We start from the raw sequence: 16,801 nt of genomic DNA, 5'->3' as shown, positions 1-16,801 counted from the left end.
CCGTGGCCACCGAGACACCGCCCCCCGCCACACCGGGGGCCCCACTTCCCTCCACCGAGGAGTTCGCCGAGGTGCAGCAGAGCGCGGAGTTCGGCGAACTGCGCCGCGCCCACCGCTCGTTCGCCTTCCCGCTGGCCGTCGCCTTCACCGCCTGGTACCTGCTGTACGTGCTGCTCTCCAACTACGCGCACGGCTTCATGGGCACCAAGGTGGCCGGCAACGTCAACGTGGCCCTCGTCCTGGGCCTCGCCCAGTTCCTCACCACCTTCCTCATCGCCTGGTGGTACGCACGGCACGCCGCCGCCAAGCTCGACCCCAAGGCGGAGGCCATCAAGTCCCGGATGGAGGGCGGCGCATGAGCCCCGCGATCACGCTGGCCGCCGGCGAGGCGAGCCAGCACCGTACGCTGATCATCACCCTGTTCGCGGTGTTCGTCGCCGCGACCCTCGTCATCACCGTCTGGGCGGGCCGCCAGACCAGGAACGCCGCCGACTTCTACGCGGGCGGACGCCAGTTCACCGGCTTCCAGAACGGCCTCGCCGTCTCCGGCGACTACATGTCCGCCGCGTCCTTCCTCGGCATCGCCGGCGCCATCGCCCTGTTCGGCTACGACGGCTTCCTGTACTCCATCGGCTTCCTCGTCGCCTGGCTGGTCGCCCTGCTGCTGGTCGCCGAACCCCTGCGCAACTCCGGCCGGTACACCATGGGCGACGTCCTGGCCTACCGCATGCGCCAGCGCCCGGTCCGCACGGCCGCCGGCACCTCCACCATCGTCGTCTCGATCTTCTACCTGCTGGCCCAGATGGCGGGCGCCGGCGTCCTCGTCTCGCTCCTGCTCGGCATCACCAGCGACGGCGGCAAGATCGGCATCGTCGCCCTGGTCGGCCTCCTGATGATCGTCTACGTCACCATCGGCGGCATGAAGGGCACCACCTGGGTCCAGATGGTCAAGGCGGTGCTGCTGATCGCCGGAGCCGTGCTGCTGACCTTCCTGGTCCTGCTGAAGTTCCACTTCAACATCTCCGACCTGCTCGGCAAGGCCGCCGACAACAGCGGCAAGGGCTCGGCGTTCCTGGAGCCCGGCCTGAAGTACGGCGCCACCGGCACCACCAAGCTGGACTTCATCTCGCTCGGCCTCGCCCTGGTCCTCGGCACCGCGGGCCTGCCGCACATCCTGATCCGCTTCTACACGGTCCCGACCGCAAAGGCCGCCCGTAAGTCGGTCATCTGGGCGATCGGCCTGATCGGCGCCTTCTATCTGATGACCCTCGCCCTCGGCTTCGGCGCCGCCGCGCTGATCAAACCGGACGAGATCATCGCCTCCAACAAGGCCGGCAACACCGCGGCACCCCTCCTGGCGCTGCATCTGGGCGGCGTCGACTCGAACTGGGGCGCGATCCTGCTCGCCACCATCTCGGCCGTCGCCTTCGCGACGATCCTGGCGGTCGTCGCGGGCCTCACCCTGGCCTCGTCGTCCTCCTTCGCCCACGACATCTACGCCAACGTCATCAAGAAGGGGCAGGCCACCGAGAAGCAGGAGGTCGGCGCGGCCCGCTGGGCGACCGTCGGCATCGGCGCGGTCTCGATCGTCCTCGGCGCCCTGGCCCGCGACCTGAACGTGGCCGGCCTGGTCGCCCTCGCCTTCGCGGTCGCGGCCTCCGCCAACCTGCCGACCATCCTCTACAGCCTGTTCTGGAAGCGGTTCACCACCTCGGGCGCCCTGTGGTCGATCTACGGCGGCCTGGTCACCGCGGTCGGCCTGGTGCTCTTCTCCCCGGTGGTCTCCGGCAGCCCGGCCTCGATGTTCCCCGACGTCGACTTCCACTGGTTCCCGCTGGAGAATCCCGGCATCATCTCCATCCCGGTCGGGTTCCTGCTCGGCGTCGTGGGCACCCTGCTGTCCAAGGAGGTCCCGGACGCCGGCAAGTACGCCGAACTGGAGGTGCGGTCCCTGACCGGCACCGGAGCGCACTGACGTTCGTACGACGGCCGCGTCGTGACGGGACTGTAGGGTCCTACGACGCGGCCGTGTCGTACCTCGTCGGATCGGGCCGCTGTCGTTGTCGGTGGTGTCACGTACGCTCGCAGGTGACGGAAAATGAGTGATCCGGGATCGAGGGAGGGGGCCCACGTGCTCATCGACACCTACGGCCGGGTGGCCACCGACCTGAGGGTCTCGCTGACCGACCGCTGCAATCTGCGCTGCACGTACTGCATGCCCGAGGAGGGCCTGCAGTGGCTGGCCAAGCCCGACCTGCTCACCGACGACGAGATCGTCCGCCTCGTCGACATCGCCGTGCGCATGCTCGGCATCGAGGAGGTCCGCTTCACCGGCGGCGAGCCCCTGCTGCGCCCCGGCCTGGTCGGCATCGTCGAGCGCGTCGCGGCCCTCACCCCCCGCCCGCAGACGTCCCTCACCACCAACGGCATCGGCCTCAAGCGCACCGCGACCGCGCTGAAGGCCGCCGGCCTGGACCGGGTCAACGTCTCCCTGGACACCCTCCGCCCCGACGTCTTCAAGACCCTGACCCGCCGCGACCGCCACAAGGACGTCCTCGAAGGTCTTGGGGCCGCCCGCGAGGCCGGCCTGACCCCCGTCAAGGTCAACTCGGTCCTGATGCCTGGGCTGAACGACGACGAGGCCCCCGACCTGCTGGCCTGGGCCGTGGAGCACGACTACGAACTGCGGTTCATCGAGCAGATGCCGCTCGACGCCCAGCACGGCTGGAAGCGCGAGGGCATGGTCACCGCCGGGGACATCCTGGCCTCCCTGCGCACCCGCTTCGACCTCACCCCCGAGGGTGCCGACGCGCGCGGTTCGGCCCCGGCGGAGCGCTGGCTGGTGAACGGCGGCCCGCACCGGGTCGGCGTCATCGCCTCGGTCACCCGGCCCTTCTGCGCGGCCTGCGACCGCACCCGCCTCACGGCCGACGGCCAGATACGCACCTGTCTCTTCGCGACGGAGGAGACGGACCTGCGGGAGGCGCTCCGCAGCGACGCCCCCGACGAGGAGATCGCACGCATCTGGAAGCTGGCGATGTGGGGGAAGAAGGCCGGGGCGGGACTGGACGACCCGTCGTTCGTGCAGCCGGACCGGCCGATGTCGGCGATCGGCGGTTAGCTTCCCTCGGGATCCCGCCAGTCGGCGAACTTCACGACGTCCTTCAAGAAGCCCCGCACACCGAGGAACTGCGACAGATGCTCGCGATGCTCCTCGCACGCGAGCCATGTCTTGCGCCGCTCCGGCGTGTGGATCTTCGGGTTGTTCCACGCCAGTACCCACACGGCAGCGGCATGGCAGCCCTTGGCAGAGCAGATCGGGGTCTCGTCACTCACAGGTTCGTCTCGGGTTCGTCGTACAGAAAGGGCCCGAACAAGGCGACGCCGAGCAGCCACGGGGGGAGCTGCCCGGCGTCGGTCTGTCGCTCCGACGGGGGATGCGGAGCGCGTACGCAGTATGTCACGGCTACCCCGTCGCCCGGCACTGGAACTGCACGATTGATCTGAGCTTTTCTTGAGCTTGACGGGCGCCGTCGTTCCGCTTCCCGGCCGGCCCCTCGGTCACGCGGGTCCGGGCCGCTCACCGGGCGCCCCCGTCGGATGAGCCGCCGCGTCCTCCGGGGCGGATTCCGCCCGCGCCTCCTCCGCGCGCGGCGGCGTGATCATCGGCCGCACCGGCGAGGTGATGAACGTCGAGGGAAGGGACGGCGGCCGCTCCCGGCCGGCGTTCGCGATCACCACGGCGACATAGGGGAGCAGCGCTCCGGCCACGAGCGCCACGACGGCGACGTACCGCTCGACGTTCCACAGGGAGACCGCGAGGATCACCGACACCGTGCGGATCGTCATCGAGATGACGTACCTGCGCTGCCGGCCCCGTACGTCCTCGGCGAGTCCCGTCCGGGCTCCGGTGATCCGGAACACCTGGACGTTGCCGCCGTGCTGTTTCCGCATCACATTCCACCATCCGCCCGTATCGGCCCCGACCCTTCACGTTACGCCGCGGGTCCGCCGCCCACGAGACCGGGTCGCCCACTGCCTGCGGTAACGCCACCGGCCCTGCCGCGCACGGGTGAACCCGACATGCGTCGTACGGCCCACCGACCCACACTGGCCCTAATGCTCACGTCGAGCCGTACAAGGAGGCAGCCATGGGCTGGTTGTGGGCGATCATCGTGGGATTCGTGCTGGGCCTGATAGCCAAGGCGATCATCCCGGGCAAGCAGCACAGCCCCCTCTGGCTGACCACCATCGGCGGCATGCTCGGCGCCATCGTGGGCAACGCGGTCGCCCGCGCCGTCGGCGTCGCCGCCACCCGCGGCATCGACTGGACCCGGCACATCTTCCAGCTGGTGGCCGCGATCATCATCGTCGCGGCCGTGGACGCCCTCTACATGGCGACGCTGGGCAAGCGGAAGCAGGAGAGGGTCCGGGCTTGAGGACCCGCTGAGCGAGGGCGCCCCGAAAGGGGCGCGGGGAACTGTGCGAGAAACCACGACGAACGCCGCGGTCGCCAGTCCACCCACACCCCCACGGCGCTCAGGCGCCCACGACCTCCACCGCGGCAAGGTTCTTCTTCCCCCGCCGCAGCACCAGCCACCGCCCGTCCAACAGGTCCTCGGACGAGGGCACCGCGTCCTCGGCGGCGACCTTCACGTTGTTCACGTAGGCCCCGCCCTCCTTCACCGTCCGCCGCGCGGCGGACTTGCTGGCGACGAGCCCGACCTCGGCGAACAGATCGACCACCGGACCGAGCTCGGCGACCTTGATGTGCGGCACCTCGGACAGCGCCGCCGCCAGCGTCCGACCGTCCAGCTCCGCCAGCTCGCCCTGCCCGAACAGGGCGCGCGACGCGGCGATCACCGCGGCGGTCTGGTCGGCGCCGTGCACCAGTGTGGTCAGCTCCTCGGCGAGCGCCCGCTGCGCGGCCCGGGCCTGCGGCCGCTCCTGCGTCTGCTGCTCCAGCTCCTCGAGCTCCTCGCGGGACTTGAAGGACAGGATGCGCATGTACGTGGAGATGTCCCGGTCGTCCACGTTCAGCCAGAACTGGTAGAACGCGTACGGCGTCGTCATCTCGGGGTCGAGCCAGACCGCGCCGCCCTCGGTCTTGCCGAACTTGGTGCCGTCGGCCTTGGTCATCAGCGGGGTCGCCAGCGCGTGCACCTCGGCGCCGGGCTCCAGCCGGTGGATCAGGTCCAGGCCGGCCGTGAGGTTGCCCCACTGGTCGCTGCCGCCCTGCTGGAGGGTGCAGCCGTAGCGCCGGTAGAGCTGCAGGAAGTCCATGCCCTGCAGGATCTGGTAGCTGAACTCGGTGTAGCTGATGCCCTGGTCGGATTCCAGGCGGCGGGCCACGGAGTCCTTCGTCAGCATCTTGTTGACGCGGAAGTGCTTGCCGATGTCCCGCAGGAACTCGATCGCGGAGAGGCCCGCGGTCCAGTCGAGGTTGTTCACCATGACCGCCGCGTTCTCGCCCTCGAAGTCCAGGAACGGCTCGATCTGGGCGCGCAGCTTGCCGACCCAGCCGGCCACCGTCTCCGGGTCGTTCAGCGTGCGCTCCGCCGTCGGGCGCGGGTCGCCGATCAGCCCGGTCGCGCCGCCGACCAGCGCCAGCGGCCGGTGTCCGGCCTGCTGGAGCCGGCGCACGGTGAGCACCTGCACCAGGTGCCCGACGTGCAGTGACGGCGCGGTCGGGTCGAAACCGCAATAGAACGTGACGGGACCGTCCGCGAGCGCCTTGCGCAAAGCGTCCTCGTCGGTGGACAGGGCGAACAGCCCACGCCACTTCAGCTCGTCGACGATGTCCGTCACGGTTCTCGTGTCTCCTCGATGATCTTCGGGCAGTCGGGTGACACCCGACCACGAACGCCTACGAGGTTATACGCCCTGACTGACAGAGCTCATGTTGAAATCAGGGATCCGCAGCGCGGGCATCGCGGCCCGGGTGAACCAGTCGCTCCACTCGCGCGGCAGCGTCTTCTCCGTACGCCCCGCCTCCGTGGCCCGCCGCAGCAGGTCCACCGGCGACTCGTTGAACCGGAAGTTGTTCACCTGCCCCGTCACCTCGCCGTTCTCCACGAGGTAGACGCCGTCCCGGGTCAGACCGGTGAGCAGCAGCGTGGCCGGGTCGACCTCGCGGATGTACCACAGGCAGGTCAGCAGCAGCCCGCGCTCGGTGCCCGCGACCATGTCCTGGAGCGAGCGGTCGTTCCCGCCGTCCAGGATCAGGTTCCCGAGCACCGGGGCGACCGGCAGCCCGGTCAGGCCCGCGCTGTGCCGGGTGGTCGTCAGGTGCTTGAGCACACCCTCGCCGATCCACTCCGTCATGTGGGTCGGCAGCCCGTTGTCGAACACGGACTGGTCCCCGCCGGAGGAGTGGGCGACCACGAAGGGCGGGCACTCCAGGCCCGGCTCGTTCGGGTCGCTGCGCAGGGTCAGCGGCAGCTCGGCGAGCCTCTCGCCCACGCGCGTGCCGCCGCCCGGCCTGGAGAAGACCGTCCGGCCCTCGGCCGCGTCCCGGCCCGACGCCGACCACAGCTGGTAGATCAGCAGGTCCGCGACGGCCGTGGGCGGCAGCAGCGTCTCGTAGCGGCCGGCGGGCAGCTCCACGCGCCGCTCGGCCCAGCCGAGCCGCACGGCCAGCTCGGCGTCCAGCGCGCCGGGGTCGATGTCCTTGAAGTCCCGTGTGGACTGGCCCGCCCAGGCCGAGCGCGTCCGGTCGGGCGACTTGGCGTTCAGCTCCAGCGTGCCGGTGGGCTGGTCGTGCCTGAGGCGCAGCCCGGTGGACGTGCCCAGGTAGGTCGACACCAGCTCGTGGTTGGCGAAGCCGTACAGCTCACGGCCGCCCGCACGCGCGCGTGCGAACGCCTCGCCGAGCGCCGGGGCGAAGTCGGCGAACACCGCGGAGGAGGTCTCGGCGGGCGCGTCCGTGAAGTCCGGCGACTGCGGTACCCCGCCGACCAGCGGCTGCGCGTCCTCGGCGGGCCCCGCACCGCGCGCGGCGGTCTCGGCGGCCCGCACCAGCGGCTCCAGCTCCTGAGCGGTGACCGCCGAGCGCGACACGACACCCGAGGCGGTGCCCTCCTTGCCGTCCACGGTCGCGATCACGGTGAGCGTACGGCCGCGCGTCACGCCGTTCGTGGTCAGCGCGTTGCCCGCCCAGCGCAGGTTGGCGGTGGAGTGCTCGTCGGCGATGACGACACAGCCGTCGGCCCGGGACAGCGCGAGCGCCTGCTCGACGATCTCGTGCGGCTTGTTCGTACGGGCGCTCATCGACCGGCCTCCTGCGTGGTGTTCAGAATGTTGACGCCCTTGAAGAGGGCGGACGGGCGGCCGTGCGACACGGCGGCCACCTGCCCTGGCTGGGCCTTGCCGCAGTTGAAGGCGCCGCCGAGGACGTAGGTCTGCGGACCGCCCACGGCGGTCATCGAACCCCAGAAGTCCGTCGTGTTCGCCTGGTACGCCACGTCCTTCAGCTGCCCGGTGATCCGGCCGTTCTCGATCTTGAAGAAGCGCTGCCCGGTGAACTGGAAGTTGTACCGCTGCATGTCGATCGACCAGGACCGGTCGCCGACCACGTAGATGCCCCGGTCGACACTCCCGATCAGGCCCTCGGTGGACAGCCCCGCCGGGTCCGGCTGCAGCGAGACGTTGGCCATGCGCTGCACCGGCACATGCGCGGGGGAGTCGGCGAACGCGCACCCGTTGGACCGGTCGAACCCGGTGAGCCGGGCGATCCGCCGGTCCAGCTGGTAGCCGACCAGCGTGCCGTCCTTCACCAGGTCCCAGGACTGCGCCTCGACGCCCTCGTCGTCGTACCCGACGGTCGCGAGGCCGTGCTCGGCGGTGCGGTCGCCGGTGACGTTCATCAGCTCCGAGCCGTACCGCAGCTTGCCCAGCTGGTCGAAGGTGGCGAAGGAGGTGCCGGCGTAGGCGGCCTCGTAGCCGAGGGCCCGGTCCAGCTCCGTCGCGTGCCCGATGGACTCGTGGATGGTCAGCCACAGGTTGGACGGGTCGACCACCAGGTCGTACAGGCCCGGCTCCACGCTCGGCGCCCGCATCTTCTCGGCGAGCAGCTCCGGGATCCGCTCCAGCTCCTCGTCCCAGTCCCAGCCGGTGCCGGTGAGGTACTCCCAGCCCCGCCCGACCGGCGGCGCGAGGGTGCGCATCGAGTCGAACTCGCCGCTGGACTCGTCGACCGACACGGCCGTCAGCTGCGGATGCAGCCGTACCCGCTGCTGGGTCGTCACGGTCCCGGCGGTGTCGGCGTAGAACTTGTTCTCGTGCACGGTGAGCAGCGAGGCGTCCACGTGGTTGACGCCGTTCGCGGCCAGCAGCCGCGTGCTCCAGTCCGCCAGCAGCGCGGCCTTCTCCTCGTCCGGCACGGAGAACGGGTCGATCTCGTACGACGACACCCACGTGCGGTCCGCGTACACCGGCTCGCCGGCCAGCTCCACCCGCTCGTCCGACCCGGCTGCCTTGATGACCTGTGCGGACAGCTTGGCCATGGCCACCGCCTGCGAGGCGACCTTGGCGGCCGCGTCCATGGTCAGGTCCACGCCGGAGGCGAAGCCCCACGTACCGCCGTGCACGACCCGCACCGCGTACCCGAGGTCGGTGGTGTCCGACGATCCGGCGGGCTTGGCGTCCCGCAGCCGCCAGGACGCGCTGCGCACCCGCTCGAACCGGAAGTCCGCGTGCTCGGCCCCGAGCGCACGCGCGCGAGCCAGAGCGGCGTCGGCGAGGGACCTTAGCGGAAGGGCCGTGAAGGCTTCGTCGATGGAATGAGGCACGGAGGTCTCCCTGCTGTCGTGGCCTGTCGGATCCGATCATGTCGTGGGAGCGGCCCGGCGGACCACACGTTTCGCGCCCGGACGGCAGCGGTTCTGTAGGGATCCGACAGTGACTCCCGCCCGCCACTGTCGGTGCCCGATTGCCCGCGGACCCGGCCGTACCGATAGGTTTCCGATGAAGCCGCCTGTCACCAGGTGTCCGGGCGGGTTGTCCGACATCTGCAGACCGCTATCGAAAGGGTGATCCGTTGAGCCGCTCGGTTCTCGTCACCGGAGGAAACCGGGGCATCGGCCTCGCCATCGCCCGCGCGTTCGCCGACGCCGGCGACAAGGTCGCGATCACGTACCGCTCGGGTGAGCCGCCTGCCGCCCTGACGGAATTGGGCTGCCTGCCCGTCAAGTGCGACATCACCGACCAGGAGCAGGTGGAGCAGGCCTACAAGGAGATCGAGGACCAGCACGGTCCCGTCGAGATACTGATCGCCAACGCCGGCGTGACCAAGGACCAGCTCCTGATGCGCATGTCCGAGGAGGACTTCACCTCGGTCATCGACACCAACCTCACCGGTACCTTCCGCGTCGTCAAGCGCGCGAACCGCGGCATGCTGCGCGCCAAGAAGGGCCGCGTCATCCTGATCTCGTCCGTGGTCGGCCTGCTCGGCTCGGCGGGCCAGGCGAACTACGCCGCCTCCAAGGCCGCCCTGGTCGGCTTCGCGCGGTCCCTCGCCCGTGAGCTGGGCTCGCGCAACATCACCTTCAACGTCGTCGCGCCCGGTTTCGTCGACACCGACATGACCAAGGTGCTCACCGACGAGCAGCGCCGGAACATCGTCTCGCAGGTGCCGCTCGGCCGTTACGCGCAGCCGGAGGAGATCGCCGCGACGGTGCGGTTCCTCGCCTCGGACGACGCCTCGTACATCACTGGAGCCGTCATCCCCGTTGACGGCGGACTGGGAATGGGTCACTGATCACCATGAGCGGAATCCTCGAGGGCAAGCGCGTCCTGATCACCGGCGTGCTGATGGAGTCCTCCATCGCCTTCCACGCGGCCAAGCTGGCCCAGGAGCAGGGCGCGGAGATCATCCTGACGGCGTTCCCGCGGCCCACGCTGACCGAGCGCATCGCCAAGAAGCTGCCGAAGCCCACCAAGGTCATCGAGCTGGACGTCACCAACGACGAGCACATGGGCCGGCTGGCCGACGTCGTCGGCGAGGAGCTGGGCGGCCTCGACGGCGTCGTGCACTCCATCGGTTTCGCGCCGCAGGACGCGCTCGGCGGCAACTTCCTCAACACGCCCTTCGAGTCGGTGGCCACCGCCATGCACGTCTCGGCGTACTCCCTGAAGTCGCTCACCATGGCCTGCCTGCCGCTGATGCAGAACGGCGGCTCGGTCGTCGGCCTGACCTTCGACGCGCAGTACGCGTGGCCGCAGTACGACTGGATGGGCCCGGCCAAGGCCGCGCTGGAGGCCACCAGCCGCTACATCGCCCGCGACCTGGGCAAGCAGAACATCCGCTGCAACCTCATCTCCGCGGGCCCGATCGGCTCCATGGCCGCCAAGTCCATCCCGGGCTTCAGCGAGCTGGCCTCCGTGTGGGACACCCGTGCCCCGCTGGAGTGGGACCTGAAGGACCCGGAGCCGGCCGGCAAGGGCATCGTCGCCCTGCTGAGCGACTGGTTCCCGAAGACCACCGGCGAGATCATCCACGTCGACGGCGGTCTGCACGCCATCGGCGCCTGATCCTCGTACCCGACGCCCCGGTCCCCGCAGCGCGCGGGGACCGGGGCGTCACCCGTTCGGCCCACCTGCCGGGCGCCCCGTGGCCCGGACGGCTCACCCTGGATTGAGCGTTCACCCGCGCGTCCCTCCCCAGCCCGGCCGAGGAGGTCCCGTTGTGCGCCTGTCCCGAAGCCTGGCCCCGCTGACCGTGGCCGTGGCCCTCGTGCTCTCACTGCCGTACGACGCGATGTCCTACGCGCGCGTGGACGACGGAAAGCCTCCCGCGCCGAGCTTCTTCGGGGCCTCCTGCCGTACGGCCGTCCACGGCTCCCACGTGGTGGCCTACTGCCACAATCCCTATGTCGACACCGATCGCGTGCGTCTGCACATCGAGTGCGCCCGCTGGTGGGACATCGACACCGACAGCGCACCGGTGGACACCGGACCCGCGATGACCGTACGGCTGGCCGGCCGGTGCTGGAAGGAAGTCCGCTCGGTCTGGATAAGCCACCAGAACGTGCACTGAACGGCTGGATCGGGCACGGCAGGAGCGCTTCACGGCTGGTCAGTCGCCGGAAGGGGCGCCGAACCGGCCCGGCCGGCACAGGAACGGATAGCTCGCGGCCTCGGCAGCCGCCGCCTCCGCGTCCCCGGCGCGGATCGCGTCCATCAGGCGCGTGTGATCCATGTACGTCTCCGGAGTCAGCTCCGCGCCCACGTCCGCGCGCAGCCAGTCCCGCAGCACCTCGCCCAGATCGGCGTACATCGCGGTGATCACGTCGTTGTGCGAGGCGGCCACGACGGCCAGGTGGAAGGTGGCGTCGGCGGACACGAAGGCCTCCGCCTCGCCGGTCTGCCAGGCCGCCTCGCGCCGGTCCAGCAGCGCGTCCAGCTGCTTGAGGTCCTTCTCCGTGCGCCGCTCGGCGGCCAGCTTCGCCGCTGCCGACTCCAGCGCGGCGCGCAGTTCGGCGATGTGCCGGGGATCGGCGTCGGAGAACCGGCGGTGCATCACACCGGCCAGCTCGCTCGTGGCCACCACATAGGTGCCCGAGCCCTGCCGGATGTCCAGCAGACCGTTGTGGGCGAGCGCGCGGACGGCCTCGCGGACGGTGTTGCGGGCGACGCCGAGCTGCTCGACCAGCTCCGGCTCCGTCGGGATGCGCGAGCCGACCGGCCACTCGCCGGAGGTGATCTGGTTGCGCAGCTCGGCGATGACCTGCTCGGACAGCGCGGAACGGCGCGGGTGGCTCAGGGGCATGGCACACCTTCGCACGCGAGGCCCGGGCGGGAGCGCCGCGGGGATGGACAACCAATCATCCCATGATTCTATGATGGGCCTCATGGCACGTGAGGAAACCCGGACAGCGGAGACCCGTACGGTGATGTCACCGACCGAACGCGGTACGGCCGCCACGACGAACGCCCCCGAGACGACCCCCGGCGCCGGCCGCACGCACGCGTGGGCGACCCGCCTGGTCGTCGTCGGCATCGTCCTGTCCGCGCTGAACCTCCGCCCGGCCATCACGAGCCTCGGCGCGCTCCTGGAGGAGGTCCGCGACGGGCTCGGCATGAGCGGCAGCGTGGCCGGCGTGCTCACCTCCGTGCCCCCGCTCTGCTTCGCGGTCTTCGGTATCACCGCACCCCGGCTGGCCCGCCGCTTCGGCCCGGCCGCCGTGGTGTGCGCCGGCATGGCCGCCATCACCGCCGGCCTGCTGATGCGGCCGTATCTCGGCAGCACGGCCGGATTCCTGGCCGCGAGCGCGCTCGCCCTGATGGGCATCGCCCTCAGCAACGTGCTCATGCCGGTCATCGTCAAGCGCTGGTTCCCCGACCGGGTCGGCTCCATGACCGGCCTCTACTCGATGGCCCTCGCCCTCGGCACGTCCCTCGCCGCCGCGGTGACCGTGCCCCTGACCGACGTCCTCGGCGGCAGCTGGCGGTCCGGCCTCGCCGTGTGGGCCGCCCTGGCGGGCGCCGCCGTGCTGCCCTGGCTGCCGCTCCTCCGGGACCGCGGCGGCGACGCCGGGGCCGCGCGGGCCGGGCAGCGGGAGCGCGCGGAGGCACAGCAGGTGGGGGCGGCGGCACAGCAGGCGCCGCTGCGCATCACCCGCAGCCGTACCGCCTGGGCGCTCGCCGTCTTCTTCGGCCTCCAGGCCACCGCCGCCTACATCACGATGGGCTGGATGCCGCAGATCTTCCGCGACGCCGGCGTGCCGGCCGGCACCGCGGGCGTGCTGCTCGCCGTCACCATGGTGATGGGCGTGCCGCTGGCCTTCGTCATCCCGCGGGTCGCCACCCGGCTGCCCCACCAGGGGCCGATCGCGCTGGTCCTGGGCGTGTGCGGGCTCGCCGGATACGCGGGCCTGTACTTCGCGCCGGCTGCGGGCGCCTGGGCCTGGGCGCTGCTGCTCGGAGTCTCCAACTGCGCCTTCCCGCTGGCCCTGACGATGGTCGGCATGCGGGCCCGGAGCGGGCCGGGCGTGGTCCAGCTGTCCGCGTTCGCGCAGAGCACCGGCTATCTGATCTCCATCCCCGGCCCGCTGCTGGTCGGCGTGCTCTACCAGCACAGCGGCGGCTGGGGCCTGCCGATCGCCCTCATGACGGGCCTGATGCTGCCGCAGATGGCGGTGGGCTTCCTGGCGGGCCGCAACCGCACGGTGGAGGACGAGGCGACGGCACCCTGACCCGGGGGCGGACCAGGGGGATGCGGGGGCGCGATGCGTTGAGCGGTCCGGTCTCGGCTGGCGGAGGCGAAGTGCTGGGCGTGGTGGGTTGGGGGGAGGGCTTGTCCTCTGGGGCCGGAGCGCGGTGCACTGAGCAGCGGACCGGTCTGTGGCCCGAGGACGCGATGCGCTGAGCATGGTGGCTGAGGTGGGGGCTCGTGGCGCCGGCTTGCCCGTTGGCGTGGGAGGGCTCGATGCGTCGATCGGCGCCACCTTTCCCGCCGGGCCCGGAGGGGGGGCGATGCGCTGGTCGGCGCTGCTTGGGGGCTGGGCTGGGGGTGACGCGCTGAGCGTGTCGGCTCGCTTCGGCTGGAGGATGCGTGGCACCGCCCCGCGATCGGAGGGACGATGCGCTGGCTCCCGGCCAGGACCAGGGGGTGACGCGCTGAGCGTGTCGGCTTGGGCTGGAGGGCGCGAGGCACTGCCCGCCGACCGCGCACCGGCGCCCCACGATCGGAGGGGCGACGGGCTCACCCCCGCCAGGATCGGAGGCACGTCGCGCTGCCTGCCCCGGCCAGGACCGGGCGGGTGACGCGATGCCCCGGCCAGGGGGTGACGCGCTGAGCGTGTCGGCTTGGGCTGGAGGGTGCGAGGCACTGTCGGCCGATTGCGCACCGGCGCCCCACGATCGGAGGGGCGACGCACCGCCCCGGCCAGGACCAGGCGCGCGACGCACCGCCCCCCGCGGAGGGTGGCCGGGGCGTGCCCGTGTGGATGGCCCCGTCGGTCGTCCGTGGACCGGTGGGGGAGACGGGCCGGCCCGCACCGGCGGGTCGGTGAGGGCGGCGGTGCCCGCTCGTGGCAGGTCCGAGCCGGACGAACGGGCGATCGGTCGGCTCGCTCCCGGCGTGGGCGTGGGCGTGAGCGAGGGACGCCCCGCGCCCGGGGGTCCCCGCGGGGCCACTGTCCGCCCCCGGCCGACCCCCGCGGAGCGGAGGGTGCGAGACTGGGCGCATGCAGCCTGTGCTCGACCCGAACCCGCAGAACGGCCAGAAGAAGATGCTGATCGTCTTCGGCTCGTTCTTCGCCATCTTCGTGATCATCGCCGTCATCGCGACCCTCGCCTCCCCGTGACGACGGCGTCCCGGCCCGCGTCCCCGGCGGATGGTGGGGCTAGCTCCACCATCCCCTAGGGGGAAAGGGTCAGGGTCAACTGGGTGGAAGTCCGGATGGGTTGGCCGCCCCGGATTCCGTAGCTTCGAGATGTGACCGCACGACACGGTCACGGACCCGCTCGAAGACCCACGGAGGCGATCATGTCGGCCCGCACCCACTCCCGGCCCCACCCGGCGACCACGGGCGGCGTCGACATCCGGCTGCCCTGGTGGGCCCTCGCCCTCCCCGCGCTCGCCTTCATCGCACTGCTGACGCTGATACTGAACCCGTCGGACGCGCACGCCGCGAGCGGCGACCCGGCGATCACCCACCTCTTCGAGCGCGCCCACCAACTCCTCATGCGCTGACCAGCAGCCTTCGTACGCGGTGAATCCGCATGTCAACTCCCTGCGCCGCATGGCCTGTTTCATGCGAAGCTGGGTCCCATGAGCGCCGCAGAACCTCGCAGTATCGTCCTCCTCCGGCATGCGAAAGCCGACTGGCCCCAGGTGTCCGATCACGAGCGCCCGCTCGCCGAGCGGGGCCGCAAGGACGCCGCGGTGGCCGGACGCAAGCTGGCCGACACCGGTATCACCTTCGACCTGGCCCTGTGCTCCACCGCCAACCGGACCCGCGAGACCTGGAAGCTCGCCGTCCACGAGCTGGCGCACCGGCCGAAAACCGTCTACGAGGAGCGGGTCTACGAGGCCTCGCCCGGCGAACTGATCGCCGTGCTGAACGAGACTCCGGACGACGTGCGGAACCTGATCCTGATCGGCCACAACCCGGGCGTCCACGGCCTGGCCGACATCCTGTCCGGCACGGCCGAGGGCGACGCCCGCGACCGGATGGACCGCCGCGGTTTCCCGGCCGCCGGTTTCGCGCTGCTGTCCTTCGACGGCCCCTGGAAGAGCCTGGAGCCGGGCGTGGCCATCCTCAGGGACTACTGGGCGCCCGCCGAGTGATCCCACCCGTGCGCAGGGGCCCGGCACCGCGAAGGTGCCGGGCCCCTGCGCATCCGGGCCGGTTCAGCCCTCGTCGTGCGTGTCGGCCGCCTCGACCTCTTCGCGGGTGACGCCCAGCAGATACAGGACCGTGTCGAGGAAGGGGAAGTTCACCGCCGTGTGCGCCGCCTGGCGGACCACCGGCTTGGCGTTGAAGGCGACGCCCAGACCGGCCGCGTTCAGCATGTCCAGGTCGTTCGCGCCGTCGCCGATCGCCACCGTCTGCGACAGCGGCACCCCCGCCTCCGCGGCGAACCGGCGCAGCAGCCGCGCCTTGCCCGCGCGGTCCACGATCTCGCCGGTGACCCGGCCGGTGAGCTTGCCGTCGACGATCTCCAGCGTGTTGGCCTGCGCGAAGTCCAGGCCCAGCCGTTCCTTCAGATCGTCCGTGACCTGGGTGAAGCCACCGGAGACGACCCCGACCTGGTAGCCGAGCCGCTTCAGCGTGCGGATCAGGGTCCGGGCGCCCGGCGTCAGCCGGACCTCGTTGCGGACCTTCTCCACCACGGAGGCGTCCAGCCCCTTCAGCAGCGCCACGCGCGCGTGCAGCGACTGCTCGAAGTCCAGTTCCCCGCGCATCGCCGCCGCCGTGACCTCGGCGACCTTGTCCTCGCAGCCGGCGTGCGCCGCGAACAGCTCGATGACCTCGTCCTGGATCAGCGTGGAGTCCACGTCCATGACCACCAGGCGCTGAGCCCGCCGGTGCAGGCCCGCCGCGACGACCGCGACGTCGACACCCAGTGCCGCCGCGTCCGTGACCAGGGCCGTGCGCAGCGGCTCGGTCTCCACGCCGGAGACCGCGAACTCCACTGCCGTCACCGGATACTTGGCGAGCCGGAAGATACGGTCGATGTTGCCGCCGGCCTTCGCGATCCGGTCGGCGATGGCGGCCGTCGACTCGGCGGTCAGCGGATGGCCGAGCACGGTCACCAGCGAGCGTCCGAGGCCGCGCGGCCGGTTGTCGCCGTGCCCGGAGATGATCTCCGCCTGCATCTTCATCGACTCGGCCCAGCTGTGCACGGTGGCCCTGAGGTCGCCCTCCAGGCCGGCCGGCGGCTGCGTCACCAGCGCGCACAGCACCAGGCGGCCCCGGGTGACGACCTGCTCGATGTCGACCACGTCGACGACGTAGGCGGCGAGGGTGTCGAAGAGGCCTGCCGTGATGCCCGGCCGGTCCTTGCCGAAGATCTTGACGAGGAGGGTGGGGACCTCGGGGGTCTGTTCAGCGGAGGTCTGCGAAGCGCTCATGGTGTCACCACCGTATCCGGCACCCAGTGCCGTCCGCCGTCGAGGTCCGACTGACGGACACGGAACAATGGATGTCGCGCCGGTGTCAGGGATCTTGCCACCGGGAGACACCGCCCGCCCGCACACGGCGGCCCCCGGCCCCACCACGACTGTGCCATGAGATGCCCCGACGGGCATGGGCAGGAGAGTCGGTCGCACCGAACCCGCGTCGGGCGCGGCCTC

At 71.2% G+C, this 16,801-nt stretch carries 18 protein-coding genes; 11 read left to right on the top strand and 7 right to left on the bottom strand.

All coding sequences use genetic code 11. The annotated features are described in order from the left end of the window. Positions 1–2: 2 nt before the first annotated feature. The 3 genes from ACQPXS_RS13310 to moaA all read left to right on the top strand — a co-directional run bounded on the left by ACQPXS_RS13310 (position 3) and on the right by moaA (position 3,121). Positions 3–359, top strand: coding sequence for a DUF485 domain-containing protein (locus tag ACQPXS_RS13310; RefSeq protein WP_433449363.1), 357 nt, complete (start codon positions 3–5; stop codon positions 357–359). Next, positions 356–1,975, top strand: a complete 1,620-nt coding sequence (locus ACQPXS_RS13305) for a solute symporter family protein (protein WP_356310453.1) — start codon at positions 356–358, stop codon at positions 1,973–1,975. The genes ACQPXS_RS13310 and ACQPXS_RS13305 overlap by 4 nt, the downstream gene beginning before the upstream one ends. A gap of 156 nt (positions 1,976–2,131) precedes the next feature. Beyond that, positions 2,132–3,121: a GTP 3',8-cyclase MoaA gene (moaA, locus tag ACQPXS_RS13300; RefSeq protein ID WP_433449362.1), complete on the top strand. Its 990-nt coding sequence runs from the start codon at positions 2,132–2,134 to the stop codon at positions 3,119–3,121. Here the strand turns inward: moaA and ACQPXS_RS13295 are convergent. Next, positions 3,118–3,336, bottom strand: a complete 219-nt coding sequence (locus ACQPXS_RS13295; RefSeq protein WP_351801042.1) for a hypothetical protein — start codon at positions 3,334–3,336, stop codon at positions 3,118–3,120. The two genes, moaA and ACQPXS_RS13295, sit on opposite strands and share 4 nt — an antisense overlap. A gap of 225 nt (positions 3,337–3,561) precedes the next feature. Further along, the gene (locus ACQPXS_RS13290) at positions 3,562–3,954 is read right to left on the bottom strand and encodes a DUF3099 domain-containing protein (RefSeq protein WP_433449361.1); all 393 of its coding nucleotides are present in this window, start codon (positions 3,952–3,954) and stop codon (positions 3,562–3,564) included. A gap of 197 nt (positions 3,955–4,151) precedes the next feature. Here ACQPXS_RS13290 and ACQPXS_RS13285 point away from each other — a divergent pair, with 197 nt between their 5' ends. Then, a complete protein-coding gene (locus ACQPXS_RS13285; protein WP_351801046.1) occupies positions 4,152–4,439 on the top strand; it encodes a GlsB/YeaQ/YmgE family stress response membrane protein in 288 nt (95 codons plus the stop codon). Positions 4,440–4,539: 100 nt separating this feature from the next. On the opposite strand, the gene tyrS is transcribed toward ACQPXS_RS13285, so the two are convergent. From tyrS to ACQPXS_RS13270, 3 genes are all read right to left on the bottom strand, one after another. Beyond that, positions 4,540–5,808: a tyrosine--tRNA ligase gene (tyrS, locus tag ACQPXS_RS13280; RefSeq protein WP_356310447.1), complete on the bottom strand. Its 1,269-nt coding sequence runs from the start codon at positions 5,806–5,808 to the stop codon at positions 4,540–4,542. Positions 5,809–5,874: 66 nt separating this feature from the next. Further along, positions 5,875–7,269: a metallopeptidase TldD-related protein gene (locus tag ACQPXS_RS13275; protein WP_433449360.1), complete on the bottom strand. Its 1,395-nt coding sequence runs from the start codon at positions 7,267–7,269 to the stop codon at positions 5,875–5,877. Continuing rightward, a complete protein-coding gene (locus ACQPXS_RS13270) occupies positions 7,266–8,789 on the bottom strand; it encodes a TldD/PmbA family protein (protein ID WP_433449359.1) in 1,524 nt (507 codons plus the stop codon). Before ACQPXS_RS13270 ends, ACQPXS_RS13275 begins: the two co-directional genes overlap by 4 nt. A 248-nt stretch (positions 8,790–9,037) precedes the next feature. On the opposite strand from ACQPXS_RS13270, the gene fabG reads away from it, so the two are divergent. The 3 genes from fabG (at position 9,038) to ACQPXS_RS13255 (ending at position 11,035) form a co-directional block, all read left to right on the top strand. After that, positions 9,038–9,757, top strand: coding sequence for a 3-oxoacyl-[acyl-carrier-protein] reductase (fabG, locus tag ACQPXS_RS13265; protein WP_433449358.1), 720 nt, complete (start codon positions 9,038–9,040; stop codon positions 9,755–9,757). A gap of 5 nt (positions 9,758–9,762) precedes the next feature. After that, the gene (fabI, locus tag ACQPXS_RS13260) at positions 9,763–10,530 is read left to right on the top strand and encodes an enoyl-ACP reductase FabI (RefSeq protein WP_351801056.1); all 768 of its coding nucleotides are present in this window, start codon (positions 9,763–9,765) and stop codon (positions 10,528–10,530) included. Between the two features lie 154 nt (positions 10,531–10,684). Further along, positions 10,685–11,035, top strand: coding sequence for a hypothetical protein (locus ACQPXS_RS13255; RefSeq protein ID WP_433449357.1), 351 nt, complete (start codon positions 10,685–10,687; stop codon positions 11,033–11,035). Positions 11,036–11,074: 39 nt separating this feature from the next. Here ACQPXS_RS13255 and ACQPXS_RS13250 read toward each other — a convergent pair whose 3' ends face one another. Next, complete coding sequence (locus tag ACQPXS_RS13250) at positions 11,075–11,767, bottom strand: FadR/GntR family transcriptional regulator (protein WP_433449356.1); 693 nt, start codon at positions 11,765–11,767, stop codon at positions 11,075–11,077. A gap of 82 nt (positions 11,768–11,849) precedes the next feature. On the opposite strand from ACQPXS_RS13250, the gene ACQPXS_RS13245 reads away from it, so the two are divergent. The 4 genes from ACQPXS_RS13245 to ACQPXS_RS13230 all read left to right on the top strand — a co-directional run bounded on the left by ACQPXS_RS13245 (position 11,850) and on the right by ACQPXS_RS13230 (position 15,292). Next, positions 11,850–13,193, top strand: coding sequence for a CynX/NimT family MFS transporter (locus ACQPXS_RS13245; protein WP_433449355.1), 1,344 nt, complete (start codon positions 11,850–11,852; stop codon positions 13,191–13,193). A gap of 993 nt (positions 13,194–14,186) precedes the next feature. Beyond that, positions 14,187–14,306 (top strand): SGM_5486 family transporter-associated protein, encoded by a 120-nt coding sequence (locus ACQPXS_RS13240; RefSeq protein WP_279617406.1) that lies wholly within the window; start codon positions 14,187–14,189, stop codon positions 14,304–14,306. A 182-nt stretch (positions 14,307–14,488) separates the two neighbouring features. Next, positions 14,489–14,695: a hypothetical protein gene (locus ACQPXS_RS13235; protein WP_351801066.1), complete on the top strand. Its 207-nt coding sequence runs from the start codon at positions 14,489–14,491 to the stop codon at positions 14,693–14,695. Between the two features lie 78 nt (positions 14,696–14,773). Beyond that, a complete protein-coding gene (locus tag ACQPXS_RS13230) occupies positions 14,774–15,292 on the top strand; it encodes a SixA phosphatase family protein (RefSeq protein WP_433449354.1) in 519 nt (172 codons plus the stop codon). A 63-nt stretch (positions 15,293–15,355) separates the two neighbouring features. Here ACQPXS_RS13230 and serB read toward each other — a convergent pair whose 3' ends face one another. Beyond that, positions 15,356–16,579, bottom strand: a complete 1,224-nt coding sequence (gene serB / locus ACQPXS_RS13225; RefSeq protein WP_351801070.1) for a phosphoserine phosphatase SerB — start codon at positions 16,577–16,579, stop codon at positions 15,356–15,358. Between the last annotated feature and the right edge of the window lie 222 nt (positions 16,580–16,801).

Source organism: Streptomyces sp. CA-142005, from assembly GCF_050942335.1.
Classification (GTDB): domain Bacteria; phylum Actinomycetota; class Actinomycetes; order Streptomycetales; family Streptomycetaceae; genus Streptomyces.
Note: the sequence above shows the minus strand (reverse complement) of the source record. Positions and strands in the feature narration are given on the sequence as shown.

Bases quoted from the DNA above. Each gene is read 5' to 3' on its own strand.
- ACQPXS_RS13250 (WP_433449356.1), bottom strand. From the start codon at position 11,767: ATGCCCCTGAGCCACCCGCGCCGTTCCGCGCTGTCCGAGCAGGTCATC.
- ACQPXS_RS13290 (WP_433449361.1), bottom strand. From the start codon at position 3,954: ATGCGGAAACAGCACGGCGGCAACGTCCAGGTGTTCCGGATCACCGGA.
- serB (WP_351801070.1), bottom strand. From the start codon at position 16,579: ATGAGCGCTTCGCAGACCTCCGCTGAACAGACCCCCGAGGTCCCCACC.
- ACQPXS_RS13275 (WP_433449360.1), bottom strand. From the start codon at position 7,269: ATGAGCGCCCGTACGAACAAGCCGCACGAGATCGTCGAGCAGGCGCTC.
- ACQPXS_RS13235 (WP_351801066.1), top strand. From the start codon at position 14,489: ATGTCGGCCCGCACCCACTCCCGGCCCCACCCGGCGACCACGGGCGGC.
- ACQPXS_RS13230 (WP_433449354.1), top strand. From the start codon at position 14,774: ATGAGCGCCGCAGAACCTCGCAGTATCGTCCTCCTCCGGCATGCGAAA.
- fabI (WP_351801056.1), top strand. From the start codon at position 9,763: ATGAGCGGAATCCTCGAGGGCAAGCGCGTCCTGATCACCGGCGTGCTG.
- ACQPXS_RS13240 (WP_279617406.1), top strand. From the start codon at position 14,187: ATGCAGCCTGTGCTCGACCCGAACCCGCAGAACGGCCAGAAGAAGATG.
- ACQPXS_RS13285 (WP_351801046.1), top strand. From the start codon at position 4,152: ATGGGCTGGTTGTGGGCGATCATCGTGGGATTCGTGCTGGGCCTGATA.
- ACQPXS_RS13245 (WP_433449355.1), top strand. From the start codon at position 11,850: ATGGCACGTGAGGAAACCCGGACAGCGGAGACCCGTACGGTGATGTCA.
- ACQPXS_RS13305 (WP_356310453.1), top strand. From the start codon at position 356: ATGAGCCCCGCGATCACGCTGGCCGCCGGCGAGGCGAGCCAGCACCGT.